Below are 25,806 nucleotides of genomic sequence, written 5' to 3'. Positions count from 1 at the left end.
CGTCGGCCAGGTGCACGCTGTCACCGGTGAAACGGTACACACCGCTGTTGGCATCGATACCGACTGCCGAAAGGAACAGGCCGATCAAGGCGGCGATGAAGGTCTTCAGCGGCTTGTCACCCGCCATGCCGCCCAGGGCGACGATGGCGAAAACCATCAGCACGAAGTATTCCGCCGGCCCGAAGGCGATTGCCCATTTCGCCAGCAGCGGGGCGAACAGCACCATGCCGCAGGTGGCAATGAAGGCGCCGATGAACGAACTCCATGCCGACAACGACAGGGCCACGCCCGCCAGGCCCTTGCGCGCCATCGGGTAGCCGTCCAGGGTGGTCATCACGGTCGAGGCTTCGCCCGGGATGTTCAGCAGGATCGAGCTGATACGCCCGCCGTACTCGCAACCCAGGTACACCGCCGCCAGCAGGATCAGCGCCGACTCCGGCGGCAGGCCCAGGGCGAAGGCGATGGGGATCAGCAGAGCCACGCCGTTGATCGGACCCAGGCCCGGCAGCAGGCCGACCACGGTGCCGATAAGGGTGCCGGACAGGGCCGTGACCAGGTTGTAGGGGGACAGGGCGACGCCGAAGCCCTGGCCCAGGTAGCTCAAGGTATCCATGTGTCAGTTCTCCAGTACGCTCAGCAGGCCAAGGGGCAGGGGCACGTCCATCACGCGGTCGAACAGCCAGTAGAGGAACACGCTCATGCCGACCACCACGATGGCGCTGTGCAGCCAGCGACCGCCGTACAGGCGGGCCATTGGCAGACCGACGAGGATGGCGCTGAGGATAAAGCCCAGGGGTTCGAAGGTGGCGGCAAAGACCAGCAGCAGGCCGACGCAGGCGGCGATCTTGATCAGGGTGTGGCGGTCCAGCTCGGGCTCATCGTCCTTGCGCACGATGGGCGTAGGGCGGAACGCCAGGTACAGCAAACCCAGGCCCATCAGGCCCAGCATCAACAGTGGGTAGGCGCGCGGGCCTACCGGTTCATAGGAAAACGCCGCCTGGTAGGGCCAGGCCATCACGGCCAGGACGGCGCACACCGCCAGCAGGGCCAGGGCGAAGATGCGTTGCAGGATCATCAAGGAATCCTCTTGTTGTTCGGCAAGACGCAGATCCTTTGTAGGAGCGGCCCTGTGTCGCGAAAGGGCTGCGAAGCGGCCCCACGATTCCAGCAGCGGTGCACAAATCGCTGGGGCTGCTTTGCAGCCCTTTCGCGACACAAGGCCGCTCCTACAAAGAGCGGGTGTCGTTGGAGGCTTACTGGACCAGGCCGAATTCCTTGGCCAGTGCCTTGTAGTCAGCCACTTGCTTCTTCACATAGCCGTCCAGCTCTTCACCGGTCATGGCGAACGGGAACAGTTCGCGCTGGTCACGCAGCTTGGCGAAGTCTTCCGAGGCCAGCATCTTGTCGAACGAGGCCTTCCACCAGGCGTAGTCCTCGTCGCTCACCTTTGGCCCCAGGTAGAAGCCGCGCACCACCGGCCAGACGATGTCGTAGCCCTGCTCCTTGGCGGTAGGGATGTCCTTCATTTCCGGCTCGTCCAGGCGTTTTTCCGAGAACACCGCCAGGATGCGCATGTTGCCGCTCTGGATATGCGGCATGGAGTCGGAGATGTCCGTCGAACCGACCTGGATGTGCCCACCCAGCAGTGCCGTGGCGATCTCGCCGCCGCCTTCCAGGGCCACGTAGCGCAGGTCACGCGGGTTGATGCCGGCGGCCTTGGCGATCAGCGCGGTCTGCATCCAGTCCTGGCTGCCGACGGTGCCGCCGGAGCCGATCACGACCTTGCTCGGGTCTTTCTTCAGCGCCGCGACCAGGTCATCGAGGGTTTTGTAGGGCGAGTCGCTTTTCACCGCGATGGCGCCGTAGCTGGTGCCGACCGCAGCCAGCCATTTGACTGCGTTCTCGTCAAAGCGGCCGAACTTGCCCTGGGCCAGGTTCAGCAACGAGCCGCTGGACCAGGCCACCAGGGTGCCGGCATCGCCCGGGCGCTGGGCAACCACGGCGTTGTACGCCACGGCGCCGACACCGCCGGGCATGTAGGTGACGCGCATCGGCTTGCTGAGGATCTTTTCCTGCACCAAGGCGCTTTGCACCAGCTTGCAGGTCAGGTCGAAGCCACCGCCCGGCGAGGCCGGGGCGATGCATTCGGGGCGTTTCGGTTCGGCAGCGAGGGCGTTGCCGGCCAGCAGCAGGCAGCCGGTAGCGAGGACAAGGCGGCGCAGTGAAAAGGTCATCGTCGATCTCCGTGAGCGTTGTTGTTATCGGGTTATCGCTATTGGCTTACCACAGCGCCACGCTGTAGCTCACCAGCAGCCGCACTTCGTCGGCATCCCGGGCGAAGTTGGAGCGGAAGGTGGCGTTGCGCAGGCGCACGGCGACGTTTTTCAGCGCGCCGCTTTGTACCACGTACTTCAGTTCGGTATTGCGCTCCCACTCCTTGCCTTCACCACCGGCGGCGCGGCTGACGTTGTCGCCGCTGATGTAGCGGGTCATGAAGGTCAGGCCAGGTACGCCGAGCGCGGCAAAGTTGTAGTCGTAGCGCGCCTGCCAGGAACGCTCGTCGGCACCGGCAAAGTCGTTGATCTGGACGAAGTTGACCAGATACGGGTCGGCGCCATCGACATACGGGAAGGCGCTGTCGCCGGACAACTGCTGCCAGGCACCGCTGACCTTGTGTCCGCCCAGGCTGTAGCTGAGCATGCCGTTGACCGTGGTGTTGTCGATGTTGCCGGCCTTGGCGGCGCCGGCGTCGTCACTGACTGCCAGGCGCAGGTCGGCGCCGAAGGTACCCGGGCCCCACGGCTGGGTCGCGACCATGCCGATGAAGTGCTGGCGGTAGATATCGTCGAGCTGGGCGAAGTGGTAGCTGCCGGTGATGCGGTCGGTGAACTGGTAGTCCAGGCCACCCAGGGCCAGGTTGTCGGCGCTGAACGAGCCACCAAAGCGGCCGTTCTTGTTGTTCAGGGCCAGGTCTTCCCAGTTGGTGTCGTTGCGGTCCTTGGCCTTGTCCAGGCGGCCACCGGTGAACGTCAGGCCCTTGATCTCCTTCGAGGTAAGCAGGCCGCCTTCGAAGGTTTGCGGCAGGATCCGCCCATCGTTGGGCTGCAGGGTCGGCAGTTCGGGGATCAGGGTGCCGATCTTCAGTTCGGTCTGCGAGATCTTGACCTTGCCGGTCAGCCCGAGTTTGGAGTACTCGTCGGCAGCCTTGCCATTATCGTGGGCCGGCAGCAGGCCGCTGTCGGTGCGGTCGGGGCTGGAGTCGAGCTTGATGCCGAGCATGCCCAGCGCATCCAGGCCAAAGCCTACGGTGCCATCGGTGTAGCCGGACTCGAAGTTGAGGATGAAACCCTGGGCCCACTCGTCGCGCTTGGATTGTTGCGCGCTGGTGCCGTCGCGGAAGTCGCGGTTGAAGTACATGTTTCGGGTTTCGAAGGTGGCTGTGCTGTCTTCGAAGAAGGCGGCCTGGCTCATCGGGGCAACACCGGCAAGCGCAAGGGCGCTGGCGATGGCAGAGGGGCGTGCGGCAAAGGAACGGGTAGGCGCGAACGCCTGCGGCTGCGATGACAGCATCGATGATGACTCCGTTTATTGTTCTTATTCGTTGCACCTTGCTGGTGCTTTTTTCGGCGCGAGGAGCGACCGTGGTGCGATGCTAGGCAACGAACCTTTCGCTAACCTTTCAATGAGAAAGGTTTGTTACCAGGGGCTTCACAGGCCTGAGTACAGCGGTACACTCCGCGCCACCGCCCCACCCGAGCAGGGAGAAACCGATGCGTGTGCTGCTGGTCGAAGACCATCTGCAACTGGCCGAAAGCGTGGCCCAGGCCCTGAAGAGCCACGGCCTGACCGTGGATGTGCTGCATGACGGCGTGGCTGCCGACCTGGCCTTGGCCAGTGAGGAATATGCGGTGGTCGTGCTGGATGTCGGCTTGCCGCGCATGGATGGCTTCGAGGTGCTGGCGCGCCTGCGTGGCCGCGGCAAGACCGTGCCGGTGCTGATGCTGACCGCGCGCAGCGACGTCAAGGACCGGGTGCATGGCTTGAACCTGGGGGCCGACGACTACCTGGCCAAGCCGTTCGAGCTGACCGAGCTGGAGGCCCGGGTGAAGGCCCTGCTGCGCCGCAGCGTGCTCGGTGGTGAGCGCCAGCAACGCTGTGGGCCGCTGGTGTACGACCTCGACACACGGCGTTTCTCGCTCGGTGACGACAACCTGACCCTGACCTCGCGCGAACAGAGCGTGCTGGAAGCGCTGATCGCCCGGCCGGGCCGCGTGATGAGCAAGGAGCAACTGGCCGCCCAGGTGTTCGGCCTGGACGAAGAGGCCAGCCCCGACGCCATCGAAATCTACATCCACCGCCTGCGCAAGAAGCTGGACGGCCACCCGGTGGCCATTGTCACCTTCCGCGGCCTGGGCTACCTGCTCGAGCATCGCGATGCGTGACAACGGTAGCCTGCGCGGGCGCTTGCTGGGCAATCTGGCCCTGTTGCTGGTGGTGCTGATGCTGGCCAGCGGCCTGAGCGCGTACTGGAACGGCCGAGAGGCCGCCGACACCGCCTACGACCGCACACTGCTGGCGTCGGCGCGGACCATCGCCGCCGGTCTGTCGCAACGCGATGGCTCGCTGAGTGCGGACGTGCCCTACGTGGCCCTGGATACCTTCGCCTATGACAGCGCCGGGCGGATCTACTATCAGGTGCTGGATATCAAGCAGCGGCTGATTTCCGGCTACGAGAACCTGCCTGCACCACCTGCGGGCACCCCCCGCACCGACGACTACCCGGCGCTGGCGCGGTTCTACAACGCCACCTACCTGGGCCAGGACGTGCGCGTGGTCAGCCTGCTGAAGGCGGTCAGCGAGCCGAACATGAACGGCATGGCGGAAATTCGCGTTGCCGAAACAGAGGAAGCGCGGGTGCGCATGGCTCGCGGGCTGATGGCCGATACCCTGTTGCGCCTGGGGATGCTGGCACTGGGTGCACTGGTGATGGTGTGGTTTGCCGTGAGTGCAGCGCTGCGGCCGCTGGAGCGCCTGCGCACAGCGGTGGAAGAGCGCCAGCCGGACGACCTGCGGGCCCTGCCGGTGGTACAGGTGCAGCGCGAGCTGGGTCCGCTGGTACGGGCCTTGAACCACTTTACCGAGCGCTTGCGCGGCCAGTTCGAGCGCCAGGCGCAGTTCATCGCCGACGCCGCACATGAGCTGCGTACACCACTGGCGGCGCTGAAGGCACGGGTCGAGTTGGGCCTGCGCTCTTCCGAGCCGCAGGAGTGGCGGCAGACCCTGGAATCTGCGGCCCAGGGTACCGATCGCCTGACCCACCTGGCCAACCAGCTGCTGTCGCTGGCGCGGGTCGAGAACGGTGCTCGAGCGATTGCCGAGGGCGGCGCGCAGCGCCTGGACTTGAGCCAGCTGGCCCGTGAGCTGGGCATGGCCATGGCGCCGCTGGCCCACAAGCGCGGGGTCGCGCTGGCGCTCGAGGCCGAGGCGCCGGTATGGCTGAAGGGGGAGCCGACGCTGCTCAACGAACTGCTGAGCAACCTGGTGGACAATGCCCTGGCGCATACACCGGCGGGCGGCAATGTGATTCTGCGGGTATTGGCGCCGGCGGTGCTGGAGGTCGAGGACGATGGGCCGGGGATTCCCGAGGCCGAGCGCGAACGGGTGTTCGAACGTTTCTATCGGCGTAGCGCGCAGGGTAGCGGGCTTGGCTTGGCGATTGTTGGCGAAATCTGCCGGGCGCATCTGGCGCAGGTGAGCCTGCATGATGGAGCCAATGGTGGGTTGCGGGTGCGGGTGAGCTTTATTGCCGACTGATGGGTTTGCCTGTGCTGGCCTCTTCGCGGGTGAACCGGATTGCCGCGAAGAGGCCAGCACAGGCTTACACCACTCAGCGCAACATGCTTCGCGCCTCCAGCAGCTCATCCACCTCCAGCTCGGTGCCGAACGGCAACCCCAGGTGGCGGTACGCCGGCAGCGCTGCCAGCGGCCGGTTGCGGCCGCGCTGGCTGATGCAGCGGGCGATCTGCACGATGTCGATGTAATCGACCTTGTCGGTCTGCCGGTCCAGGTCCTGGATCTGGCTTGGCAGGCTCACCAACTGCTCGGGAAACTCCCACGCCTTGAGGATCTTGTCGCCCAGCACCGGCTGAATCTGCTCGATCACATAGTGCAGGCACACCGGGTCCGACAACAGTTCGTTGTGCTCTTCGGCATAGATCAGCACCGGCAGGGCGCCAATCTGGTTGACCAGCCCGCCAAGGGTGGCCTGGTCGGGTTTGAGCTGGGTGAAGCGACGGCAGACTTCATAGCTGATACCGGCAACTTCCAGGCTGTTTGCCCAGATATCGCGCAGTTTATGCTCAACCGCCGGCGCCCGTGCGTGGAAAATCTGTTCGATTACCAGGCCGATGGCCAGGTTGCAGCTGTAATTGATCCCCAGCCGCGTGATAGCGGTATGCAGGTCGGTGACCTCGACCGCGGCGCGCAGCAATGGGCTGTTGACTACCTTGATCAGGCGCGCTGAAAGGGCCGCATCGCGACCGATTACCTTGCTCAGGGCCGCTACGCTGATCTCGCTGTCTTCCGCTGCCTCGCGGATGCTCAAGGCAACCTCGGGCAGTGTCGGCAGGACCAGGTCATCCTTTTCGATGGCATCAAGCAATTGTGCTTGAACCATCTCGGCCAGCTTGTTCATGGGCTTGTCTACCGCAGTGGTGGTGCGGCCCCGCCGCAGGGGCGGGGCAGGCTGGTCAGCGCAGGATTTCCTGGTCGCGGTCCAGTTCGTAGGGCAGGGTCAGCACCTGCAGGCGCGGGCCTTCCAGGCTGCCCAGGTGAAGATTGTCGTCGGCCACCGCATCGGCGCTGAGCACCGCGAGCAGTTCGCAGCCCGCGCCATTATTGGCAGCCAGCACCACCTCACCGACCGACGAGCCATGGGTAGGCGAGAATATCTCGGCACCCGGGGCGGGGGCAGCCTGCTGGTCCAGTGCCAGGCGGTACTGGCGGCGTTTGAGCTTGCCCAGGTACTGCATGCGCGCGACGATTTCCTGGCCGGTGTAGCAGCCCTTCTTGAAGCTGACACCGTCAACTGCCTGCAGGTTGATCATCTGCGGGATGAACAGCTCGCGGGTTGGCCCCATGACCTGGCCGATACCGGCGCGGATCTGCCCCAGCAACCAGTCGTCGAGGGTGCCTTCGGGAAGGGCGCCGGCCAGTGCCTGGCGCACCCTGGCGGCGCTGTCTGCAGGTACCCACAGTTCCACGCGGCCCGCCGACACTGCGATGGCGATCAGGCCGTCATGGCGCGCGGTGCTGCCGGCGTCTGCGGGCACATCGAGCCCCAGCGACTGCAGTGCAGTGTCGCCACCCTGCAGGCCGAAGCGTGCCCAGGCGGCACTTTCATCGGTCAGCGTGGCCTTGGAGAACACGGCGTACTTTTTCAGGTCAGCCAATTGCGCGTCTAGCAGCTCGCTGGCCATGGCCAGCAGGTAGCCGTTGCCTTCTGGCAGGATGCGGAAGCTTGACTGCATGCGCCCCTTGACCATGCAGCGGGCGCCGAGGCTGGCGTATTCAGGGCTGAGATAGTTGATGTTGCAGGTCAGCTGGCCTTGCAGGAACTTGCCTGCATCGGAGCCGCGGACGGCGAGGATGCCCTCGTGGGACAGGGGGCAGAAGAAAGCGGAATCGGCCATGGGTCATCGCGGTGGCTAAAGACTGGCGGCCATCATAGAACGCCGGTAACAAAATAGGTAGGTGACTAGACCAACGCCCGGTGCCGCTTCGCTCGCCTGGCTGTATACTGGCCGGCCATTCGAGGAGGGCCCCATGGTCGAACAAACTGAACTCAACCGGCTTTTCTGGCACAGCCGCCGCGGCATGCTGGAGCTGGACGTGCTGCTGGTGCCTTTCACCCAGGAAGTGTACGCCACCCTCAACGAGACTGACCGCGAGCTGTATGTGCGCCTGTTGAGCTGTGAGGATCAGGACATGTTCGGCTGGTTCATGGAGCGTACCGAGTCCGAAGACCCGGAGCTGCAGCGCATGGTCCGCATCATTCTGGACCGTGTCCAGCCCAAGTGAGTGCTTCGAGTGCCGCTGGCAGGGCTCGCGCCTGCTGCTGGCGGCCTACCTGACCTGTCAGGTGCTGGCATGGCTTGCCGTGTGTGCGAGCCCGCTGCCTGGGTGGCTGGCCGTTTCTGTGCTCGCCGCCTGCATTGCCCACGCTGGCTGCGCCATTCCCCGACGAATTCTGTTGACCCATGAACATGCCGTTGTCGGCCTGCGCCGTGATATGCGCGGCTGGCAGGTGTTCAGCCGCGCGCGTGGCTGGCAGCCGGTGCGGTTGTGTCGCGACAGCGTGGCGCTACCGGGGTTGGTGGTGTTGCGTTTTGTGCGGCCCGGGCGGTGTGTGGGGGAGAGCCAGTGTGTGCTGCGCGATGCGCTGAGGCCGGATGAGCATCGGCGATTGCGGGTGCGGTTGAAGTTCAGTCGGCGACGTTGGGCTGATGTGGGGGCGGGTCAGGGCTGACAGGTGTTCACCATGGCATTTTCGGCGCCTGTGAAATCGAGCGCCGCCCGCGCGGCACTCGATTTCACAGGCGCTGGAGATGGCAAGGCGGGCAACTGCCGGTCTCAACCCGCACGCTAGCCCAGTCCCCCTCTCACAAAGGACTCAGCACCGTATCCCTCGCCTCATCCAGCATTCCCGGGTAATCCAGGGTGTAATGCAACCCCCGGCTTTCCTTGCGCTGCATCGCCGACAAAATCATCAGCTCGGCCACCTGCGCCAGATTACGCAGCTCGATCAGGTCCCGGCTGACCTTGTAATTGCTGTAGAACTCGTCGATTTCGTCCAGCAGCAGGCGAATGCGGTGCTGGGCCCGCTGCAGGCGCTTGCTGGTGCGCACGATGCCGACATAGTCCCACATGAATCGCCGCAATTCGTCCCAGTTGTGCGCAATGATCACGTCTTCGTCCGAGTCTGTAACCTGGCTGGCGTCCCACCCAGGCAAGGCCTGGGGCATCGCCACTTGCTCCAGGTTCGCCTGGATGTCCGCAGCCGCCGCGCGGCCATACACGAAGCATTCCAGCAACGAGTTGCTGGCCATGCGGTTGGCGCCGTGCAGGCCGGTAAAGCTGGTCTCGCCGATGGCGTACAGGCCTGGTACGTCGGTATGCCCGCGGTCATCGACCATAACCCCGCCACAGGTGTAGTGCGCGGCTGGCACCACCGGGATCGGCTGGCGGGTGATGTCGATGCCAAAGCCCAGGCAGCGTTCGTACACGGTTGGGAAGTGGCTCTTGATGAAGTCGGCGGGCTTGTGGGTGATGTCCAGGTACACGCAGTCCACGCCCAGGCGCTTCATCTCGTGGTCGATGGCACGCGCCACGATGTCGCGCGGGGCCAGTTCCTCGCGCGGATCGAAACGTGGCATGAAGCGCTCGCCATTGGGCAGGCGCAGCAGGGCACCCTCGCCGCGCAGGGCTTCGGTAACCAGGAAGCTCTTGGCTTGCGGGTGGTACAGGCACGTCGGGTGGAACTGGTTGAATTCCAGGTTCGCCACCCGGCACCCCGCGCGCCAGGCCATGGCAATGCCGTCGCCGCAGGCGCCATCGGGGTTGCTGGTGTACAGGTAGACTTTGGCCGCACCGCCCGTGGCCAGTACCGTGAAGCGTGCGCCGAAGGTATCTACCTCACCGGTATTGCGGTCGAGCACATAGGCGCCCAGGCAGCGCTCGCCGGGCAGGCCCAGGCGGCGCTCGGTGATCAGGTCGACCGCCACACGCTGCTCCAGCAACTGGATATTCGGGCGCAGGCGGGCCTGGGCCAGCAGCGTGGTGAAAATTGCTGCACCGGTGGCGTCGGCAGCGTGAATGATGCGCCGGTGGCTATGGCCGCCTTCGCGGGTCAGGTGGAACTCGAAGCCGCCGTCGTCGACGCTGTTGTGCTCGTCGCGGGTAAAGGGCACGCCTTGCTCGATCAGCCACTGGATGGCCTCGCGGCTGTGCTCGACGGTAAAACGTACCGCATCTTCATGGCACAGGCCGCCGCCAGCATTGAGGGTATCCTCGACATGCGACTGTACGGTATCGGTATTGTCCAGCACCGCTGCAACACCGCCCTGGGCCCAGAAGGTCGAGCCGTTGGCCAGGTCGCCCTTGCTGAGCACGGCGACGCGCAGGTGGCTGGGGAGGTTCAGTGCCAGGCTGAGACCGGCGGCACCGCTGCCGATCACCAGGACATCATGTTGGAATTGTTGGCTCATGTCGGGACACTAGTAATCTTCGGGAGGGGCACGGCACAATAGTCACGCGCCGATGGCAATGTGAAACTATCGTTAAACTTGGCCGGGTAGCCTTTATAGCAGCCCCGGGTGGCCAATTTCCATGCCGCCCGCCAGTTCGCGACAACCTTTGCGGGAACTTTCCGGTATGCCCGGAAATCCTATGAAGGCTGCCCGCACGCCACAGTTTGCCGCGGCGACGCAGGGTGGCAGGCCTTTTCCGGGCTGTACCTGCGTATTCGAAACCTGATTATCGACGTAGCCGGCCGTGCCCGCGCCGCGTCTTCCGTGCAAGCCGACCAAGGGCTGCAGGAAACTTGCTTGGAGGGGAGAACTTTTGCGCAAAGCCCGAGTCTATGGTTGCAAGCCTGAACGATGGCTGATGCAGCGCTCCTTCGAGTTCACCGAGGAGTGTTCATGCTAACCCAGGAAGAGGATCAGCAGCTTGTCGAGCGCGTGCAGCGCGGTGACAGGCGAGCGTTCGATCTGTTGGTGCTGAAGTATCAGCACAAGATTCTCGGGTTGATCGTGCGGTTCGTTCACGATACCCACGAGGCCCAGGATGTAGCACAGGAAGCCTTCATCAAGGCCTACCGTGCGCTTGGCAACTTCCGCGGCGACAGTGCGTTTTATACGTGGCTGTACCGCATCGCCATCAACACGGCGAAGAACTACCTGGTGTCCCGTGGAAGACGGCCGCCAGACAGCGATGTGAGCTCCGAGGATGCGGAGTTTTATGACGGCGATCATGGTCTCAAGGATCTCGAATCCCCAGAGCGCTCGTTGTTGCGGGATGAAATCGAAGGCACTGTCCATCGCACCATCCAGCAACTGCCTGAAGACCTGCGCACGGCGTTGACCCTGCGCGAGTTCGACGGACTGAGTTACGAAGACATTGCGAGTGTCATGCAATGTCCGGTGGGTACCGTGCGCTCTCGAATCTTCCGCGCTCGGGAGGCCATAGATAAAGCCCTGCAGCCGTTGTTGCAGGAAACCTGAGACAGCGGCGACAGCCAAGAGAGGAACCGCCATGAGTCGTGAAGCTTTGCAGGAATCGCTGTCCGCGGTGATGGATAACGAAGCGGACGAACTGGAACTGCGTCGGGTGCTGAGCGCCGTCGACAATGCCGAAACCCGTGCCACCTGGTCGCGTTACCAGGTTGCCCGTGCAGCCATGCACAAGGAGCTGCTGCTGCCGAACCTGGATATCGCCTCGGCGGTGTCTGCGGCGCTGGCTGACGAAGCCGTGCCGGCCAAGGTCAACAAAGGCCCGTGGCGCAGCATTGGCCGCCTGGCGGTTGCTGCCTCGGTCACCGTGGCCGTGCTGGCCGGTGTACGTATGTACAACCAGGACGAAATCACCGGCGCCGAGCTGGCTGCCCAGCAACCTGCCCAGCAGGGTCTGAGCGTGCCGCAAGCCCAGGGCCCGGCCGTTCTGGCAGGCTATAGTGAAAGCAGTGAGCAACCGACCGGGCCAATGGCCAACGGCGTGTTGCAGAACCAGGCCGGATGGGATCAGCGTCTGCCAGGCTATCTGCGCCAGCACGCCCAGGAATCTGCGCTCAAGGGCACTGAAACCGCCTTGCCGTATGCCCGCGCTGCCAGCCTGGAAAACCGTTAAGTAAGGAGGATCATGCGCGCGCTACCTCTCCTGTCGCTGCTGATTGGCAGCTGCATGGTGGTGCCAGCATTGGCGGCCAACTCTTCGCCCCAGGCGAATGAGTGGCTGAACAAGCTGGCACAGGCCGAGCAAAAACAGAGCTATCAAGGCTCTTTTGTCTACGAACGCAACGGCAGTTTTTCTTCCCACGATATCTGGCACAAAGTCGTGGACGGCAAGGTCAGCGAGCGGCTATTGCAGCTCGATGGCGCCGCCCAGGAAATCGTGCGCGTGGACGGAAAGGTAGAGTGTGTCAGCGGGGACTTGGTCAGCGGTGTGACAACGCCGCCGGACAATGCCTCGCGTGTGCTTGATCCGCTGAAACTGATGGGTTGGTACGACTTGAGCGTGGCGGGCAAGTCACGGGTCGCCGGGCGCGACGCCGTGATCGTGACGCTCACCCCCCGTGACCAGCACCGCTATGCTTTCGAATTGCATCTGGACCGTTTAACCGGTTTGCCGCTGCGCTCGTTGATGCTCAACGACAAAGGGCAGTTGCTGGAGCGCTTCCAGATGACCCGCCTCGATACCAGTCAGTCGCCCAGCGACAATGACCTGCGCCCCAGCGCTGCCTGCAAGCCGGTGCAGCAGGTTGCGGCCGCTGGCAACGACAGCGTCGCCGGCTGGCGCTCGGACTGGCTGCCGCCCGGGTTCGAGCTGGTCAACAGTTCGGTGCGCCCCGATCCGAAACGCGGGAGCACCGTCAGCAGCCTCATGTACGACGATGGCCTGGCGCGTTTCTCGGTATTCCTCGAATCGGTCAAGGATGATGGCGGCACCGACATGCGCACCCAGCTGGGCCCGACTTCAGCGGTTTCGCGTCGCCTGAACACGCCCAAGGGCAAGGTGATGGTGACCGTGGTCGGCGAAATCCCATTGGGTACGGCAGAACGCGTCGCACTGTCGATGCGCCCCCAGGATGCCCAGGCGCGCCAGTGATGGCGCGCTTTTCGCAATTTTGCCAAGGTGGGCGGACATACGGCTGAAATGAAATTAAAGCATTGTCATTTGCAATCCATCGGCAAATTTTCTATAGGTCAGGCTTTCAGGAGCCTGGCCTTTCCTGCGTTGTGCAGGGGCCTTTCTAAACTACCGCTCGTTGTGACGGGAGTCGTATGTCAACACCACGCTTGAAATCCTACCTATCGATGTTCGCCGCCGTGCTGATGCTCGGCCAGGTGCTCACCGCCCAGGCCGAGGAAGCCCTGCCGGACTTCACCACCCTGGTCGAGCAAGCCTCGCCGGCGGTGGTCAACATCAGTACCAAGCAGAAGCTCCCGGACCGGCGCATGGCCGCCGGGCAGATGCCGGACCTGGAAGGCCTGCCGCCGATGTTCCGCGAGTTCTTCGAGCGCAACATGCCGCAGCAGCCACGCTCCCCGCGCGGTGATCGCCAGCGTGAGGCGATGTCGCTGGGGTCGGGCTTCATCATTTCCAGCGACGGTTATGTGCTCACCAACAACCACGTGGTGGCCGATGCTGACGAGATCATCGTCCGCCTGTCGGACCGCAGTGAGCTGCAGGCCAAGCTGATCGGCACCGACCCGCGTACCGATGTGGCCCTGCTGAAGGTCGAAGGCAAGAACCTGCCGATCGTCAAGCTGGGCGATTCCGAGAAGCTCAAGGTTGGCGAGTGGGTACTGGCCATCGGCTCGCCGTTCGGCTTTGACCACTCGGTGACCAAAGGTATCGTCAGCGCCAAGGGCCGCACCCTGCCCAACGACACCTATGTACCGTTCATCCAGACCGACGTGGCCATCAACCCGGGTAACTCCGGCGGCCCGTTGTTCAACATGAAGGGCGAAGTGGTGGGTATCAACTCGCAGATCTTCACCCGTTCCGGCGGCTTCATGGGCCTGTCGTTCGCCATCCCGATCGACGTGGCGATCGATGTGTCCAACCAGCTGAAGAAAGACGGCAAGGTCAGCCGTGGCTGGCTGGGCGTGGTCATCCAAGAGGTCAACAAGGACCTGGCCGAGTCGTTCGGCCTCGACAAACCGGCGGGTGCGCTGGTGGCGCAGGTACTGGAAAACGGTCCGGCAGCCAAGGGCGGCCTGCAGGTGGGTGACGTGATCCTGAGCATGAACGGCCAACCGATCGTGATGTCGGCAGATTTGCCGCACCTGGTGGGCAGCCTGAAGGATGGCGAGAAAGCCAGGCTCGAAATCATCCGCAACGGCAAGCGCCAGAACCTGGATGTGGCCGTGGGTGCCATGCCGGATGACGATGCCGATATCGGCACCGGTGCCGAAGGCAGCGCCGAGCGCAGCAGCAATCGCCTGGGTGTATCGGTGGCCGACCTGTCCGCCGAGCAGAAGAAATCCCTGGAGCTCAAAGGTGGCGTGGTCATCAAGGAAGTCCAGGATGGCCCGGCAGCGCTGATCGGCCTGCGCCCGGGTGACGTCATCAGCCATCTGAACAACCAGGCCATCGGTTCGGCCAAGGAGTTCACCGAAATCGCCAAGGACCTGCCGAAGAACCGCTCGGTGTCGATGCGGGTGCTGCGCCAGGGGCGTGCCAGCTTCATCACCTTCAAGCTCGCCGAGTAAGCGCGTTCGCAGGGTACAAGGGCAGCTTCGGCTGCCCTTTTTCATGAACGTTCACAATTGCAGGGGCGAATCCTGTGTACAGTCGGACAGAGGAACCTCCCCTATCCCTGCTGTTTAAGGTACAATTCCCGGCTATTTTTCGGCGGGCGTCCGGCTCGCAGCCTTTTCGAGTGTTGACCCGTGAGTGATTTGAGTCATATCCGCAATTTCTCCATCATCGCCCACATCGACCATGGCAAGTCGACGCTGGCCGACCGTTTCATCCAGATGTGCGGTGGCCTGTCGGCGCGCGAAATGGAAGCCCAGGTGCTCGATTCCATGGACCTGGAGCGTGAGCGCGGGATCACCATCAAGGCCCACAGCGTCACGCTGCACTACAAGGCGCAGGACGGCAAGACCTACCAGCTGAACTTCATCGATACCCCAGGCCACGTCGACTTCACCTATGAAGTTTCGCGCTCGCTGGCGGCCTGTGAAGGCGCACTGCTGGTCGTCGATGCCGGCCAGGGTGTCGAGGCGCAATCGGTCGCCAACTGCTACACCGCCATCGAGCAGGGCCTCGAGGTCATGCCGGTGCTGAACAAGATGGACCTGCCGCAGGCAGATCCGGACCGCGTCAAGGACGAGATCGAGAAGATCATCGGCATCGACGCCACCGACGCCGTGGCCTGCAGTGCCAAGAGCGGCATGGGCGTGGACGAGGTGCTCGAGCGCCTGGTGCACACCATCCCTGCGCCGGTAGGCGAAATTGACGCGCCGCTGCAGGCGCTGATCATCGACTCCTGGTTCGACAACTACCTGGGCGTGGTCTCGCTGGTGCGTGTGCGCCAGGGCCGGGTCAAGAAAGGCGACAAGATCCTGGTCAAGTCCACCGGCAAGGTGCACCTGGTCGACAGCGTCGGCGTATTCACCCCGAAGCATACCCAGACGGCTGACCTGAAAGCCGGTGAAGTGGGCTTCATCATCGCCAGCATCAAGGACATTCACGGTGCCCCGGTGGGTGACACCCTGACCTTGTCCTCGACCCCGGAGGTCGAAGTACTGGCAGGCTTCAAGAAGATCCAGCCACAGGTCTACGCCGGCCTGTTCCCGGTCAGCTCCGACGACTTCGAAGACTTCCGCGATGCCCTGCAGAAGCTGACCCTGAACGACTCGTCGCTGCAGTACATGCCGGAAAGCTCCGATGCACTGGGCTTCGGCTTCCGTTGCGGCTTCCTCGGCATGCTGCACATGGAAATCATCCAGGAGCGCCTGGAGCGCGAATACGACCTGGACCTGATCACCACCGCACCTAGCGTGATCTACGAGCTCGAGCTGAAAACCGGCGAAACCATCATCGTCGACAACCCGTCGAAGCTGCCTGACGTCTCGGCGGTCACCGATTTCCGCGAACCGATCGTCACCGCGACCATCCTGGTGCCGCAGGAGCACCTGGGCAACGTGATCACCCTGTGCATCGAGAAGCGTGGCGTGCAGCGCGACATGCAGTTCCTCGGCAGCCAGGTGCAGGTGCGTTACGACATGCCGATGAACGAAGTGGTGCTGGACTTCTTCGATCGTCTCAAGTCCACCAGCCGCGGCTATGCTTCGCTGGACTATCATTTCGATCGCTATCAGTCGGCCAACCTGGTCAAGCTGGACGTGTTGATCAACGGCGACAAGGTAGACGCCCTGGCGTTGATCGTGCACCGCGACAACGCGGCCTACAAAGGCCGTGCGTTGACCGAGAAGATGAAGGAGCTGATCCCTCGGCAGATGTTCGATGTGGCGATCCAGGCAGCCATTGGCGGCCAGATCATTGCGCGGACAACCGTCAAGGCGCTCAGAAAGAACGTACTGGCCAAGTGCTACGGTGGTGACGTCAGCCGTAAGAAGAAACTGCTGGAGAAGCAGAAGGCCGGTAAGAAACGCATGAAACAGGTGGGCAACGTGGAAATTCCACAAGAAGCCTTCCTCGCCGTGCTCAGGTTGGATAGCTAGGTCCTATGTCGCTAAATTTCCCGCTGTTGCTGGTCATCGCCGTCTTCGTCTGCGGTTTGCTGGGCTTGATCGACCTGCTGTTCCTGGCCCCGCGCCGGCGTGCGGCAATCGCCAACTATCAGGGCAGCGTCAGCCAGCCCGAGATGGCGGTGGTCGAACGCCTGAACAAGGAACCGTTGCTGGTCGAGTACGGCAAGTCGTTCTTCCCGGTGCTGTTCATCGTGCTGGTGTTGCGTTCGTTCCTGGTCGAACCGTTCCAGATCCCTTCCGGGTCGATGAAACCGACCCTGGAAGTGGGCGACTTCATCCTGGTGAACAAGTTCTCGTACGGCATTCGCCTGCCGGTGGTGGACAAGAAGGTCATCGAGGTGGGTGACCCGCAGCGCGGTGATGTGATGGTGTTCCGCTACCCGAGCGACCCGAACGTCAATTACATCAAGCGTGTGGTCGGCCTGCCGGGCGACCAGATCCGCTATACCAACGACAAGCGGCTGTTCGTCAACGGCCAGCCGATTGCCGAGCAACTGGTGGGTACCGAACCGGGCACCTTGGGCAGCGCCGAGCTGTACAAGGAAAAGCTCGGCGAGGCCGAACACCTGATCCGCAAGGAAATGAGCCGTTATCGCATGCCGCCGGACCAGCAATGGACCGTACCGGCCGGCCATTACTTCATGATGGGCGACAACCGCGACAACTCCAACGACAGCCGCTACTGGGATGATCCGAACATTCCCAAGGAACTGCACGGCATGGTTCCGGACCGGAACATCGTCGGCAAGGCCTTTGCGGTCTGGATGAGCTGGCCAGAGCCCAAGCTCAGCCACCTGCCCAACCTGTCGCGGGTTGGTCTGATCCATTGATACCCTTCGGCGCTGTCCAGCAGACAGCGCCGAATGCATTTCTGACATAGGCTGTGTTCTCAGGGATCGGGAGATTCGCCGTGTTTAGCGGCGTACCACAGCCAAACAGTCTTTCAGGATGTTGATTTGAACAACGCGTTGAACAACCAACGGGTGGCCGCATGACTGCTTCCCTTGCCCGTCTGGAGCGAAAGCTCGGTTACACCTTCAAGAACCAGGACCAGATGCTCCTGGCCCTGACCCATCGCAGCTATGCCGGGCGCAATAACGAGCGCCTGGAGTTTCTCGGTGACGCCATTCTCAACTTCGTCGCCGGCGAAGCGCTGTTCGAGCGCTTCCCGCAGGCCCGTGAAGGCCAGTTGTCGCGCCTGCGAGCGCGGCTGGTCAAGGGCGAGACTCTGGCCCGCCTGGCCCGTGGTTTCGACCTGGGCGAATACCTGCGCCTGGGTTCGGGTGAGCTCAAGAGCGGTGGTTTCCGCCGCGAGTCGATCCTGGCTGATGCCCTGGAGGCGCTGATCGGCGCCATCTATCTGGACGCAGACATGGACACGGCACGCGAACGTGTGCTCGCCTGGTTGGCCGACGAATTCGAAGGCCTGACCCTGGTCGACACCAACAAGGATCCGAAAACCCGCCTGCAGGAATTTCTGCAATCGCGCAGCTGTGAGCTGCCGCGTTATGAGGTAGTGGATATCCAGGGTGAACCGCACTGCCGGACCTTCTTCGTCGAATGCGAAGTGGTGCTGCTGAACAACAAGAGTCGTGGCCAGGGCGTTAGCCGGCGTATTGCCGAGCAAGTTGCCGCCGCGTCTGCACTGATCGCCCTGGGCGTGGAGAATGGCAATGACTGATAACACCCCGACCCGCTGCGGCTACGTAGCCATTGTCGGCCGCCCCAATGTCGGCAAGTCGACCCTGCTCAACCACATCCTCGGCCAGAAGCTGGCGATTACCTCGCGCAAGCCGCAGACCACCCGCCATAACATGCTCGGTATCAAGACCGAGGGTGATGTGCAGGCGATCTACGTCGATACCCCCGGCATGCACAAGGCCAATGACAAGGCCCTGAACCGCTACATGAACCGCACTGCATCGGCTGCCCTGAAGGACGTCGATGTGGTTATTTTCGTGGTCGACCGTACCAAGTGGACCGACGAGGACCAACTGGTGCTGGAGCGTGTGCAGTACGTGACCGGCCCGCTGATCATCGCGGTCAACAAGACCGACCGCATGGAAGAGAAAGCCGAGCTGATTCCGCACCTGCAGTGGCTGCAGGAGCAACTGCCGAATGCCGAGGTGATGCCGATTTCTGCGCAGCAGGGGCACAACCTCGAAGCGCTGGAAGCGCAGATCGCCAAGCACCTGCCGGAGAACGACCACTTTTTCCCCGAAGACCAGATCACCGACCGCAGCAGCCGCTTCCTGGCTGCCGAGCTGGTTCGCGAGAAGATCATGCGTCAGCTCGGTGCAGAGCTGCCGTACCAGATCACCGTGGAAATCGAGGAGTTCAAGCAGCAGGGTCATGTGCTGCATATCCACGCCCTGATCCTGGTCGAGCGCGACGGCCAGAAGAAGATCATCATTGGTGACAAGGGCGAGCGCATCAAGCGCATCGGCTCCGAGGCGCGCAAGGACATGGAAGTGCTGTTCGACTCCAAGGTCATGCTCAACCTCTGGGTCAAGGTCAAAGGCGGCTGGTCCGACGACGAGCGCGCCTTGCGTTCGCTGGGCTACGGCGACCTATAACTCCACCTGACTGCTCAGGTTACTCTGTGGGAGCGGGTTTCCCCGCGAATGCGTCAGTGGATTCACCACCGCATTCGCGGGTAAACCCGCTCCCACAGTTGTTTGTGAATAGTAGAGATCGCACATGGATCAAGTTGTCGGCCAACCGGCCTACGTCCTGCATAGCCGTGCCTACAAGGAAACCAGCGCGCTGGTGGACTTCTTCACCCCGCAGGGCCGCGTACGTGCGGTGCTGCGGCGGGCGCGGGGCAAGGGTGGCAGCCTGGTGCGGTCATTCGTGCCGTTGGAGGTAGAGCTGCGCGGACGCGGCGAGCTGAAGAACGTCGGGCGCATGGACAGCGCCGGTATTGCCGCCTGGCTGAACGGCGATGCACTGTTCAGCGGGTTGTACCTCAACGAGCTGCTGATGCGCCTGTTGCCTGCCGAAGCGCCGTTCCCGGCACTGTTCGAACACTACACCCTGACCCTGCAAGCGTTGGCCGCCGGTCGTCCGCTGGAGCCGCTGCTGCGTTCCTTCGAATGGCGGCTGCTGGACGAACTCGGGTATGCGTTTTCCTTGGCGCATGACGTCAACGACCAGCCGATCGCTGCCGACGGCTTGTATCGCCTGCGTGTAGATGCCGGCCTGGAGCGGATCGAGCTGGTGCAGCCGGGCCTGTTCCGTGGCACTGAGCTGCTGGCCCTGGCTGAAGCCGACTGGGACGCCCCTGGCGCCTTGTTGGCAGCCAAGCGCCTGATGCGCCAGGCATTGGCGGTTCACCTGGGGCCGAAACCGCTGGTCAGCCGGGAACTGTTTCGCAAGCGCTGATCACGACGTATGCTGTGGGGCTCATACCTCAGGAGAGCCTTTCGTGACTCACAGCAACCGCATGCTTCTAGGCGTAAATATCGACCACGTGGCGACCCTGCGCCAAGCCCGGGGCACGCGTTACCCTGATCCGGTCAAGGCCGCCCTGGATGCCGAGGAAGCCGGTGCCGATGGCATCACCGTGCACCTGCGCGAAGACCGCCGGCACATCCAGGAGCGTGACGTGGTGCTGCTCAAGGATGTGCTGCAGACCCGCATGAACTTCGAGATGGGCGTCACCGAAGAGATGATGGTCTTTGCCGAGCAGATCCGTCCGGCGCATATCTGCCTGGTACCCGAGACCCGTCAGGAGCTGACCACCGAAGGTGGGCTGGATGTGGCGGGCCAGGAGGCACGGATCAAGGCAGCAGTAGAACGCCTGGCACGTACCGGTGCCGAAGTGTCGCTGTTCATCGATGCCGACGAGCGGCAGATCGAGGCGTCGCGCCGCGTGGGCGCGCCGGCTATCGAGCTGCATACCGGGCGTTATGCCGATGCGCAAACCCCGAGCGAAGTGGCTGAGGAGCTGAAGCGTGTCGCCGATGGTGTGGCGTTTGGCGTGGGGCAGGGGTTGATCGTCAATGCTGGCCACGGGCTGCATTACCACAACGTCGAGGCGGTGGCGGCAATCAAGGGCATCAATGAACTGAACATCGGGCATGCACTGGTGGCGCATGCACTGTTTGTTGGTTTCAAAGCCGCTGTGGCCGAGATGAAGGCCCTGATCGTCGCGGCTTCGCGCTGACAGGTAGGCTGCCTGTTCGGGCCCATTCGCGGGTAGACCTGCTCCCACATGGCGTTATACAAGCCATGTAGCAGCGGGTTTACCCGCGAATGGGCCCGAACAGGCGGCAGCTTACTCAGCAGGAAACACCAGGGTAAACCGCGTAGGCCCTAAGGTTTCGCTGTTCACTTCGACCCGCCCACCATGCAACTGCATGATCGACTTGACGATCGCCAGCCCCAGCCCTGTGCCTCCCTCCAGCCGCGAGCGCCCCGAACCTACCCGGTAAAACCGCTCGAACAAGCGCGACTGGTGTTCTGCTGCAATACCAGGCCCCTGGTTTTCCACTGATAGCCGAACTTCACACCCCTGGCGTTCGATTCGCAACTCCACAGGCTTGTCCTCAGGGCTGTGCCGAATGGCGTTGCTCAACAGGTTCGACAACGCTCGCTGAAAACTCAGGCGGTCGGCCAGTGCTGTCCCCCAGCCCTGCAAGTGCAACTCGATACCCTTTAGCTCGGCACTGAATGCGAACAACTCGCTGACGCGTGACGCCTCATCGGCGAGCGCCAACGGCTTCAGCGCCACCTGCGCTTGCGGCTGGCTGACCTGGGCAAGAAACAGCATGTCGTTGATGATGCGATTAAGCCGGGTCAGTTCCTCGACGCTGTCCTCCAGCACTTCCCGGTAGTTGGCGTTGTCGCGTTCACGCGCCAGGGTCACCTGGGCCTTGCCCATCAGGTTGCTCAGCGGTGTGCGCAACTCATGGGCGAGGTCGTCGGAGAATTGGGACAACTGACGCACGCCCTGGTCGAGGCGATCGAGCATGATGTTGATGCTGCGCGCCAGCTCCGCCAGTTCCAGCGGCAGGCCGGCGACAGGCAGCCGGTGCTGCAGGTCCTGGGCTGAAACCTGCCCGGCAATGCGCCGGAACCGGCGCAGCGGCTTCAGGCCACGTTGCATCAGCCACCAGGCACCGGCGCCGATCAGCACCAGCAACAGTGGCAGGGCCAGCAGGGTCGAGCGTAGATAGGCCTGGAGCAGGTCCTGGTCGTCGGCGCGGTTGAGCGACATCATGACCCGCACCGGGGTGTCGTCGCGCAGGCGCATCTGGCGGGTGACGGTGAGGATCTGGTTGCCGCTGCTGTCACGCCATTCGTGGAAATTCAGGCGCATGTCGGTGTGCAGGTCGCCGACCCGCGATTCCACGGCAGGGCCCAGACTGAGCAGGTGTGGGTGGCGCCCGTCGAGGGCGAGTACGTTGAGGCTGAGGTTGTCGTGGCCCATCACCAGGTCGAGCAACGGATGGGCACGGCTGCCCAGGTCCTCGCTGCGCAGGTCGACGCGCAGGTTGTGCTCGACCTGCAGCATCTTGCGGGCCAGGTCCTTGCGCGCGCGGCTGTCCAGTTCGTGCTCCAGCGCGAACACCGCCAGGCAGGCCAGCAGCAGCACCAGTGCGGCGCCCATCAGGGTCACGCTCAGTCCCAGGCGAAGCGACAGGCTGGCGTTTTTCAAACGCGTGCCTCGAGCACATAGCCAACGCCACGCAGGGTATGGATCAGCTTGTTGTCGAAGGGGTCGTCGATCTTCGCCCGCAAGCGCCGAATCGACACTTCGACCACATTGGTGTCGCAGTCGAAGTTCATGTCCCACACCAGCGAGATGATCTGCGTCCGGGACAGCACCTCGCCGGTCTGGCGCATCAACAGGTGCAGCAAAGCGAATTCCTTGGCGGTCAGGTCGATACGCTGCCCGGCGCGGTAGGCGCGGTGGCGGCCCGGGTCCAGCTCCAGGTCGGCAACACGCAGGGTGCCGGGCTGCATTTGCTGGTCGTTGCGGCGCAACAGGCTGCGGATGCGTGCCAGCAGCTCCGGGAATTCGAAGGGCTTGAGCAGGTAATCGTCGGCACCCAGGTCCAGGCCTTTGACCCGGTCGGCCAGGCGGCCGTGGGCAGTGAGCATCATGATGCGCGTGGTCGATTCGGCGCGCAGGCGCTGGAGCACGGTCCAGCCATCGAGCTCGGGCAGGTTGACGTCGAGGATGACCAGGTCGTAAGGCTGTTGACGGGCCAAGTGCAAGCCGTCGGTGCCGGTGTGGGCGCAGTCGACCACGTAGCCGTTCTCGCGCAGGCCCTGTTGCAGGTAATCGGCGGTACGCAGTTCGTCCTCGATGATCAGTAGGCGCATGAGGGGGCTCGGGATGATGAAGAGAGGGGATTTTCCACCCTGTAGTGACATCAGGGTCAAGGCCCGGGATGTTACGGCATGAGTAAGGGCCTGCGGTGCAGATAACGGATTTGTAATCCTGGCGTTATCTGGCTGTCTGTTCGGCCCGAACAGGCAACGCATGGCCACATTGCAGGACTGTAATCCCGGCCTCACCTTGCCGTTAGCTAACCCTCGCTAGGATGGCCCCATCTGATCGGTTATCACGAGGCGACCACGATGAACCTGACCAAATACTTGCTGTTGGCCACCCTTGCCCTGGGCAGCGCCAGTGTCTACGCCGAGGGCGGTGGGGAGCGCTCCAGAGAGTTCTGGCAAGCCTTCCGCGAAGACCAGCAGCGCCTGTACGGCGACAGGCAACAGGCCGTTGCCGAGCGTGAGCGCAAGGCGCAGGAGAAGGCCCGCGAGGTGGCCAGGGACTGAAGTAACAGCACCTGCGTCGCGACAGCTCCTCGCCGCAGGTGTGTTCAGGCGCCCAACCGGGCGCCTTTTTTATTTGCGCGCCAGGAGGGTGGCGCGGCGCGGTGCCGGCAGGCCTTCGATGGTCTTGCTGTGGTCGTTCGGGTCGAGGAAGTCGCCCAGCGACTGGTAGCGCATCCACTCGGTGCTACGCTGCTCCTCGACGCTGGTCACGCTCACGTCGACGCAACGCACATCGCTGAAGCCGGCACGCCGCAGCCAGCGTTCCAGCGCCGGTACCGACGGCAGGTACCAGACATTGCGCATCTGCGCGTAACGGTCCTCTGGCACCAGCACTTGCTGCTCATCGCCCTCGACCACCAGGGTTTCCAGCACCAGCTCGCCACCTTTGACCAGGCAGTCCTTGAGCGCCAGCAGGTGCTCGATCGGCGAGCGGCGATGGTAGAACACGCCCATGGAAAACACCGTGTCGAACCCTTCCAGGTTGGCGGGCAGCTCTTCCAGGGCGAAGGGTAGATGCCAGGCTGGCAGGTCCGGCAGGTACTGCTGCACGGCCTGGAACTGGCAGAAGAACAGCCAGTTGGGGTCGACCCCGACTACCATGTCGGCGCCGGCACCGAGCATGCGCCACTGGTAGTAGCCGTTGCCACAGCCGACATCGAGCACACGTTTGCCCTTGAGGTCCAGGTGCGGGGCGATGCGTGACCATTTCCAGTCCGAACGCCATTCGGTGTCCACGTGCACGCCAAACAGGTCGAACGGCCCTTTGCGCCATGGCGACAGGCCCATCAGTGCCTGGTGCATCCGGGCCCGGGTGGCGTCGTCGCAGTCGCAGTCCAGGCGCAGCCCGTTGACCAGGTCGATTTCGCTCGGTTGCAGGGCGGGCAGGGCATCGAGCGCACCGCGCCAGCGGTCGAGGTCGCCGTGGCCCTTCTCCAGCTTGGCTTCCAGTTGCGCTTGCAGGCCTTGCGACCAGGAAGCCAGGGGCGTACCCGCCAGGCGGCGGACGAGGGGGGACAGATCGATCATGGCAGGGCTATCAACGAGGCAAAGTTAAGGCATTGGAACCAGGGCACCACTTTCGAGAAGCCGGCGGCGTGCAGGCGTTCCTTGTGGGCTTCCAGCGTGTCGGGCTTCATCACGTTTTCGATGGCACTGCGTTTCTGGGCAATTTCCAGTTCGCTGTAGCCATTGGCCCGTTTGAAGTCCAGGTGCAGTTCGTTAAGCAGGTCCTGCTCGTCATCATCGGCGAAGCGCAGTTTTTCCGAGAGGATCAGCGAGCCTCCGGGCAACAGCGCCTGGCGGATGCGGCCAAGCAGCTGCAGGCGCTGTTCGGGGGCGATGAACTGCAGGGTGAAGTTCATCGCCACCACCGAAGCGGGCTCGAAGGGCAGGGCGAGGATATCGGCATCCAGTACCTGAACTGGCAGCAGCTCCTGGAACATCGAATCCTGGGCAACCAGGTACTGCCGGCAACGCTCGACCATGGCCGCCGAGTTGTCGACCGCGATCACCCGGCAGCCGTCGGCGCGCACATGCCGGCGCAGCGATTGGGTGACGGCACCCAATGACGCGCCCAGGTCGTACAGCGCGGTGTTCGGCTGGGCGAAGCGCGCAGCCAGCACCCCGAGGTTTTCGACGATGGTCGGGTAACCGGGCACCGAACGCTTGATCATGTCCGGGAACACGCGCACCACGTCCTCGTTGAAGACAAAATCGGGCACCTGCTCCAGAGGCTGGGCGAAGAGGCGGTCGGGTTGTTTGCTCACGGTGAATCCAGGCGGCTGGCGATATGCAGGGTGCGCATTCTAGCCAAACTGTCGCCAGGATGCATGGTTGGCTGACCGGCGCTGCCCGTTCAGTTGACGCGCACCACGCAATCGAAGGTTTGCACCGGTGCTACGTCTCGGGCCCAGGGTTGCTGATAGACCAGCAACAAGTGGCCCTCGCCCGCGGTGCTGGCCTGGTAGCGCCAGGTGGAAACACCCGAGCTGCCTACCACGCCTACCTCATCGGGGGCGCTGTACACCTCCGGGCCGAGGCTGCGCAAAATGTTCGAAGCCGGGTTTTCGATGCGCCAGCGGTAGCCGGTGGACGGGTTGCTGGGCAAGGTGAGCGTCAGTGCCTGGCCAACCTGCAGGCGGATGGGGCATTCGCTTTCGGCGTCCAGCTCGATCGGGTTGGTGGGCTGTTGGGCACAGGCAGAAAGCAGGGTAAAACTCAGGGGAACGAGCAGACGAGGGACGGTCATGTTGGCTCCGGAGGCTGGGAATGGCCTGAGGATAGCCGATGCGGGTGAGGTTTTGTGTTGCCGGTGCCGGCCTCTTCGCGGTCAAGCCCGCGAAGAGGCCGGTACGGGTCAGAACAGCACTTTCGCCACGTCGGCGAAGCGCTTGGCGAAATGTACCGTCAGGCCGTCGCGCAGGTAGTCGGGCAGCTCCTCATAGTCGCCGCGGTTAGGCTCCGGCAAAATCCGCCCGAAGCTCCTCTGCCCCCCGGCCCCACTTACCTT

The 25,806-nt window shown here is 63.3% G+C and carries 28 protein-coding genes; 15 read left to right on the top strand and 13 right to left on the bottom strand.

Annotated elements, in window-relative coordinates:
• The 4 genes from HP547_RS10165 to HP547_RS10150 all read right to left on the bottom strand — a co-directional run.
• A partial coding sequence (locus tag HP547_RS10165; protein WP_172286215.1) for a tripartite tricarboxylate transporter permease occupies positions 1-613 on the bottom strand: 613 nt, incomplete at its 3' end.
• A 3-nt stretch (positions 614-616) separates the two neighbouring features.
• Positions 617-1,075 (bottom strand): tripartite tricarboxylate transporter TctB family protein, encoded by a 459-nt coding sequence (locus tag HP547_RS10160; protein ID WP_172233160.1) that lies wholly within the window; start codon positions 1,073-1,075, stop codon positions 617-619.
• Positions 1,076-1,253: 178 nt separating this feature from the next.
• Complete coding sequence (locus HP547_RS10155) at positions 1,254-2,234, bottom strand: tripartite tricarboxylate transporter substrate binding protein (protein WP_172233235.1); 981 nt, start codon at positions 2,232-2,234, stop codon at positions 1,254-1,256.
• Between the two features lie 46 nt (positions 2,235-2,280).
• Positions 2,281-3,570: an OprD family porin gene (locus HP547_RS10150; RefSeq protein WP_172286214.1), complete on the bottom strand. Its 1,290-nt coding sequence runs from the start codon at positions 3,568-3,570 to the stop codon at positions 2,281-2,283.
• Between the two features lie 200 nt (positions 3,571-3,770).
• Here HP547_RS10150 and HP547_RS10145 point away from each other — a divergent pair, with 200 nt between their 5' ends.
• Both HP547_RS10145 and HP547_RS10140 read left to right on the top strand, forming a co-directional pair.
• Positions 3,771-4,442 carry a response regulator gene (locus tag HP547_RS10145; protein ID WP_172232650.1) on the top strand — a complete coding sequence of 224 codons (672 nt, stop codon included), beginning with the start codon at positions 3,771-3,773 and terminating at the stop codon, positions 4,440-4,442.
• Positions 4,435-5,814 carry a sensor histidine kinase gene (locus HP547_RS10140; protein WP_172232647.1) on the top strand — a complete coding sequence of 460 codons (1,380 nt, stop codon included), beginning with the start codon at positions 4,435-4,437 and terminating at the stop codon, positions 5,812-5,814. Before HP547_RS10145 ends, HP547_RS10140 begins: the two co-directional genes overlap by 8 nt.
• A gap of 73 nt (positions 5,815-5,887) precedes the next feature.
• Here the strand turns inward: HP547_RS10140 and HP547_RS10135 are convergent, their stop codons facing one another.
• Positions 5,888-6,694 (bottom strand): HDOD domain-containing protein, encoded by an 807-nt coding sequence (locus HP547_RS10135; protein ID WP_172223514.1) that lies wholly within the window; start codon positions 6,692-6,694, stop codon positions 5,888-5,890.
• 55 nt (positions 6,695-6,749) lie between these two features.
• The gene (locus tag HP547_RS10130) at positions 6,750-7,691 is read right to left on the bottom strand and encodes a folate-binding protein YgfZ (protein ID WP_172223517.1); all 942 of its coding nucleotides are present in this window, start codon (positions 7,689-7,691) and stop codon (positions 6,750-6,752) included.
• A gap of 133 nt (positions 7,692-7,824) precedes the next feature.
• On the opposite strand from HP547_RS10130, the gene HP547_RS10125 reads away from it, so the two are divergent.
• Both HP547_RS10125 and HP547_RS10120 read left to right on the top strand, forming a co-directional pair.
• Entirely contained in the window at positions 7,825-8,079 is a 255-nt protein-coding gene (locus HP547_RS10125; RefSeq protein ID WP_172223520.1) for a succinate dehydrogenase assembly factor 2, read from the top strand.
• Entirely contained in the window at positions 8,063-8,527 is a 465-nt protein-coding gene (locus HP547_RS10120; RefSeq protein WP_172286213.1) for a protein YgfX, read from the top strand. The genes HP547_RS10125 and HP547_RS10120 overlap by 17 nt, the downstream gene beginning before the upstream one ends.
• Before the next feature lie 133 nt (positions 8,528-8,660).
• On the opposite strand, the gene nadB is transcribed toward HP547_RS10120, so the two are convergent.
• Positions 8,661-10,265, bottom strand: coding sequence for an L-aspartate oxidase (gene nadB / locus HP547_RS10115; protein WP_172223529.1), 1,605 nt, complete (start codon positions 10,263-10,265; stop codon positions 8,661-8,663).
• A 435-nt stretch (positions 10,266-10,700) separates the two neighbouring features.
• Between nadB and rpoE the strand changes: the two genes are divergently transcribed.
• From rpoE to pdxJ, 10 genes are all read left to right on the top strand, one after another.
• Positions 10,701-11,282: an RNA polymerase sigma factor RpoE gene (gene rpoE / locus HP547_RS10110; protein WP_003252049.1), complete on the top strand. Its 582-nt coding sequence runs from the start codon at positions 10,701-10,703 to the stop codon at positions 11,280-11,282.
• Between the two features lie 31 nt (positions 11,283-11,313).
• Positions 11,314-11,904 (top strand): sigma-E factor negative regulatory protein, encoded by a 591-nt coding sequence (locus tag HP547_RS10105; protein WP_172223533.1) that lies wholly within the window; start codon positions 11,314-11,316, stop codon positions 11,902-11,904.
• A 12-nt stretch (positions 11,905-11,916) separates the two neighbouring features.
• The gene (locus HP547_RS10100) at positions 11,917-12,882 is read left to right on the top strand and encodes a MucB/RseB C-terminal domain-containing protein (RefSeq protein ID WP_172286212.1); all 966 of its coding nucleotides are present in this window, start codon (positions 11,917-11,919) and stop codon (positions 12,880-12,882) included.
• A 209-nt stretch (positions 12,883-13,091) separates the two neighbouring features.
• Complete coding sequence (locus HP547_RS10095; protein WP_372242422.1) at positions 13,092-14,492, top strand: DegQ family serine endoprotease; 1,401 nt, start codon at positions 13,092-13,094, stop codon at positions 14,490-14,492.
• 180 nt (positions 14,493-14,672) lie between these two features.
• On the top strand, positions 14,673-16,472 hold the full coding sequence (lepA, locus tag HP547_RS10090) for a translation elongation factor 4 (RefSeq protein WP_016498174.1): 1,800 nt from the start codon (positions 14,673-14,675) through the stop codon (positions 16,470-16,472).
• Positions 16,473-16,477: 5 nt separating this feature from the next.
• A complete protein-coding gene (gene lepB / locus HP547_RS10085) occupies positions 16,478-17,332 on the top strand; it encodes a signal peptidase I (protein WP_172223543.1) in 855 nt (284 codons plus the stop codon).
• Positions 17,333-17,493: 161 nt separating this feature from the next.
• Positions 17,494-18,183, top strand: a complete 690-nt coding sequence (rnc, locus tag HP547_RS10080; protein ID WP_012273927.1) for a ribonuclease III — start codon at positions 17,494-17,496, stop codon at positions 18,181-18,183.
• Entirely contained in the window at positions 18,176-19,078 is a 903-nt protein-coding gene (gene era, locus HP547_RS10075; protein ID WP_172223548.1) for a GTPase Era, read from the top strand. The genes rnc and era overlap by 8 nt, the downstream gene beginning before the upstream one ends.
• Before the next feature lie 124 nt (positions 19,079-19,202).
• The gene (gene recO, locus HP547_RS10070; protein ID WP_172223551.1) at positions 19,203-19,886 is read left to right on the top strand and encodes a DNA repair protein RecO; all 684 of its coding nucleotides are present in this window, start codon (positions 19,203-19,205) and stop codon (positions 19,884-19,886) included.
• Positions 19,887-19,947: 61 nt separating this feature from the next.
• The gene (gene pdxJ / locus HP547_RS10065) at positions 19,948-20,670 is read left to right on the top strand and encodes a pyridoxine 5'-phosphate synthase (protein ID WP_175586180.1); all 723 of its coding nucleotides are present in this window, start codon (positions 19,948-19,950) and stop codon (positions 20,668-20,670) included.
• A 111-nt stretch (positions 20,671-20,781) separates the two neighbouring features.
• On the opposite strand, the gene HP547_RS10060 is transcribed toward pdxJ, so the two are convergent.
• Both HP547_RS10060 and HP547_RS10055 read right to left on the bottom strand, forming a co-directional pair.
• On the bottom strand, positions 20,782-22,164 hold the full coding sequence (locus tag HP547_RS10060) for a heavy metal sensor histidine kinase (protein WP_172223557.1): 1,383 nt from the start codon (positions 22,162-22,164) through the stop codon (positions 20,782-20,784).
• Positions 22,161-22,835, bottom strand: a complete 675-nt coding sequence (locus HP547_RS10055) for a heavy metal response regulator transcription factor (RefSeq protein WP_172223560.1) — start codon at positions 22,833-22,835, stop codon at positions 22,161-22,163. Before HP547_RS10055 ends, HP547_RS10060 begins: the two co-directional genes overlap by 4 nt.
• Before the next feature lie 258 nt (positions 22,836-23,093).
• Here HP547_RS10055 and HP547_RS10050 point away from each other — a divergent pair, with 258 nt between their 5' ends.
• Positions 23,094-23,297, top strand: a complete 204-nt coding sequence (locus tag HP547_RS10050) for a hypothetical protein (RefSeq protein WP_172286211.1) — start codon at positions 23,094-23,096, stop codon at positions 23,295-23,297.
• A gap of 69 nt (positions 23,298-23,366) precedes the next feature.
• Here the strand turns inward: HP547_RS10050 and cmoB are convergent, their stop codons facing one another.
• From cmoB to HP547_RS10030, 4 genes are all read right to left on the bottom strand, one after another.
• Complete coding sequence (gene cmoB, locus HP547_RS10045; protein ID WP_172223566.1) at positions 23,367-24,323, bottom strand: tRNA 5-methoxyuridine(34)/uridine 5-oxyacetic acid(34) synthase CmoB; 957 nt, start codon at positions 24,321-24,323, stop codon at positions 23,367-23,369.
• On the bottom strand, positions 24,320-25,063 hold the full coding sequence (gene cmoA / locus HP547_RS10040; RefSeq protein WP_172286210.1) for a carboxy-S-adenosyl-L-methionine synthase CmoA: 744 nt from the start codon (positions 25,061-25,063) through the stop codon (positions 24,320-24,322). Before cmoA ends, cmoB begins: the two co-directional genes overlap by 4 nt.
• An 89-nt stretch (positions 25,064-25,152) precedes the next feature.
• A complete protein-coding gene (locus HP547_RS10035; protein WP_172223573.1) occupies positions 25,153-25,545 on the bottom strand; it encodes a protease inhibitor I42 family protein in 393 nt (130 codons plus the stop codon).
• A gap of 108 nt (positions 25,546-25,653) precedes the next feature.
• Positions 25,654-25,806 (bottom strand): S16 family serine protease (locus HP547_RS10030; protein WP_172286209.1); only part of this gene is annotated, 153 nt, incomplete at its 5' end.

It is taken from the genome of Pseudomonas sp. CM27 (assembly GCF_013179515.1).
GTDB lineage: Bacteria > Pseudomonadota > Gammaproteobacteria > Pseudomonadales > Pseudomonadaceae > Aquipseudomonas.
Note: the sequence above shows the minus strand (reverse complement) of the source record. Positions and strands in the feature narration are given on the sequence as shown.

Coding starts and splice junctions, on each gene's coding strand:
- HP547_RS10160 (WP_172233160.1), bottom strand. CDS start 1,075: ATGATCCTGCAACGCATCTTCGCCCTGGCCCTGCTGGCGGTGTGCGCC.
- HP547_RS10155 (WP_172233235.1), bottom strand. CDS start 2,234: ATGACCTTTTCACTGCGCCGCCTTGTCCTCGCTACCGGCTGCCTGCTG.
- HP547_RS10150 (WP_172286214.1), bottom strand. CDS start 3,570: ATGCTGTCATCGCAGCCGCAGGCGTTCGCGCCTACCCGTTCCTTTGCC.
- HP547_RS10145 (WP_172232650.1), top strand. CDS start 3,771: ATGCGTGTGCTGCTGGTCGAAGACCATCTGCAACTGGCCGAAAGCGTG.
- HP547_RS10140 (WP_172232647.1), top strand. CDS start 4,435: ATGCGTGACAACGGTAGCCTGCGCGGGCGCTTGCTGGGCAATCTGGCC.
- HP547_RS10135 (WP_172223514.1), bottom strand. CDS start 6,694: ATGAACAAGCTGGCCGAGATGGTTCAAGCACAATTGCTTGATGCCATC.
- HP547_RS10130 (WP_172223517.1), bottom strand. CDS start 7,691: ATGGCCGATTCCGCTTTCTTCTGCCCCCTGTCCCACGAGGGCATCCTC.
- HP547_RS10125 (WP_172223520.1), top strand. CDS start 7,825: ATGGTCGAACAAACTGAACTCAACCGGCTTTTCTGGCACAGCCGCCGC.
- nadB (WP_172223529.1), bottom strand. CDS start 10,265: ATGAGCCAACAATTCCAACATGATGTCCTGGTGATCGGCAGCGGTGCC.
- rpoE (WP_003252049.1), top strand. CDS start 10,701: ATGCTAACCCAGGAAGAGGATCAGCAGCTTGTCGAGCGCGTGCAGCGC.
- HP547_RS10105 (WP_172223533.1), top strand. CDS start 11,314: ATGAGTCGTGAAGCTTTGCAGGAATCGCTGTCCGCGGTGATGGATAAC.
- HP547_RS10100 (WP_172286212.1), top strand. CDS start 11,917: ATGCGCGCGCTACCTCTCCTGTCGCTGCTGATTGGCAGCTGCATGGTG.
- HP547_RS10095 (WP_372242422.1), top strand. CDS start 13,092: ATGTTCGCCGCCGTGCTGATGCTCGGCCAGGTGCTCACCGCCCAGGCC.
- lepB (WP_172223543.1), top strand. CDS start 16,478: ATGTCGCTAAATTTCCCGCTGTTGCTGGTCATCGCCGTCTTCGTCTGC.
- rnc (WP_012273927.1), top strand. CDS start 17,494: ATGACTGCTTCCCTTGCCCGTCTGGAGCGAAAGCTCGGTTACACCTTC.
- era (WP_172223548.1), top strand. CDS start 18,176: ATGACTGATAACACCCCGACCCGCTGCGGCTACGTAGCCATTGTCGGC.
- recO (WP_172223551.1), top strand. CDS start 19,203: ATGGATCAAGTTGTCGGCCAACCGGCCTACGTCCTGCATAGCCGTGCC.
- pdxJ (WP_175586180.1), top strand. CDS start 19,948: ATGCTTCTAGGCGTAAATATCGACCACGTGGCGACCCTGCGCCAAGCC.
- HP547_RS10055 (WP_172223560.1), bottom strand. CDS start 22,835: ATGCGCCTACTGATCATCGAGGACGAACTGCGTACCGCCGATTACCTG.
- HP547_RS10050 (WP_172286211.1), top strand. CDS start 23,094: ATGAACCTGACCAAATACTTGCTGTTGGCCACCCTTGCCCTGGGCAGC.
- cmoB (WP_172223566.1), bottom strand. CDS start 24,323: ATGATCGATCTGTCCCCCCTCGTCCGCCGCCTGGCGGGTACGCCCCTG.
- HP547_RS10035 (WP_172223573.1), bottom strand. CDS start 25,545: ATGACCGTCCCTCGTCTGCTCGTTCCCCTGAGTTTTACCCTGCTTTCT.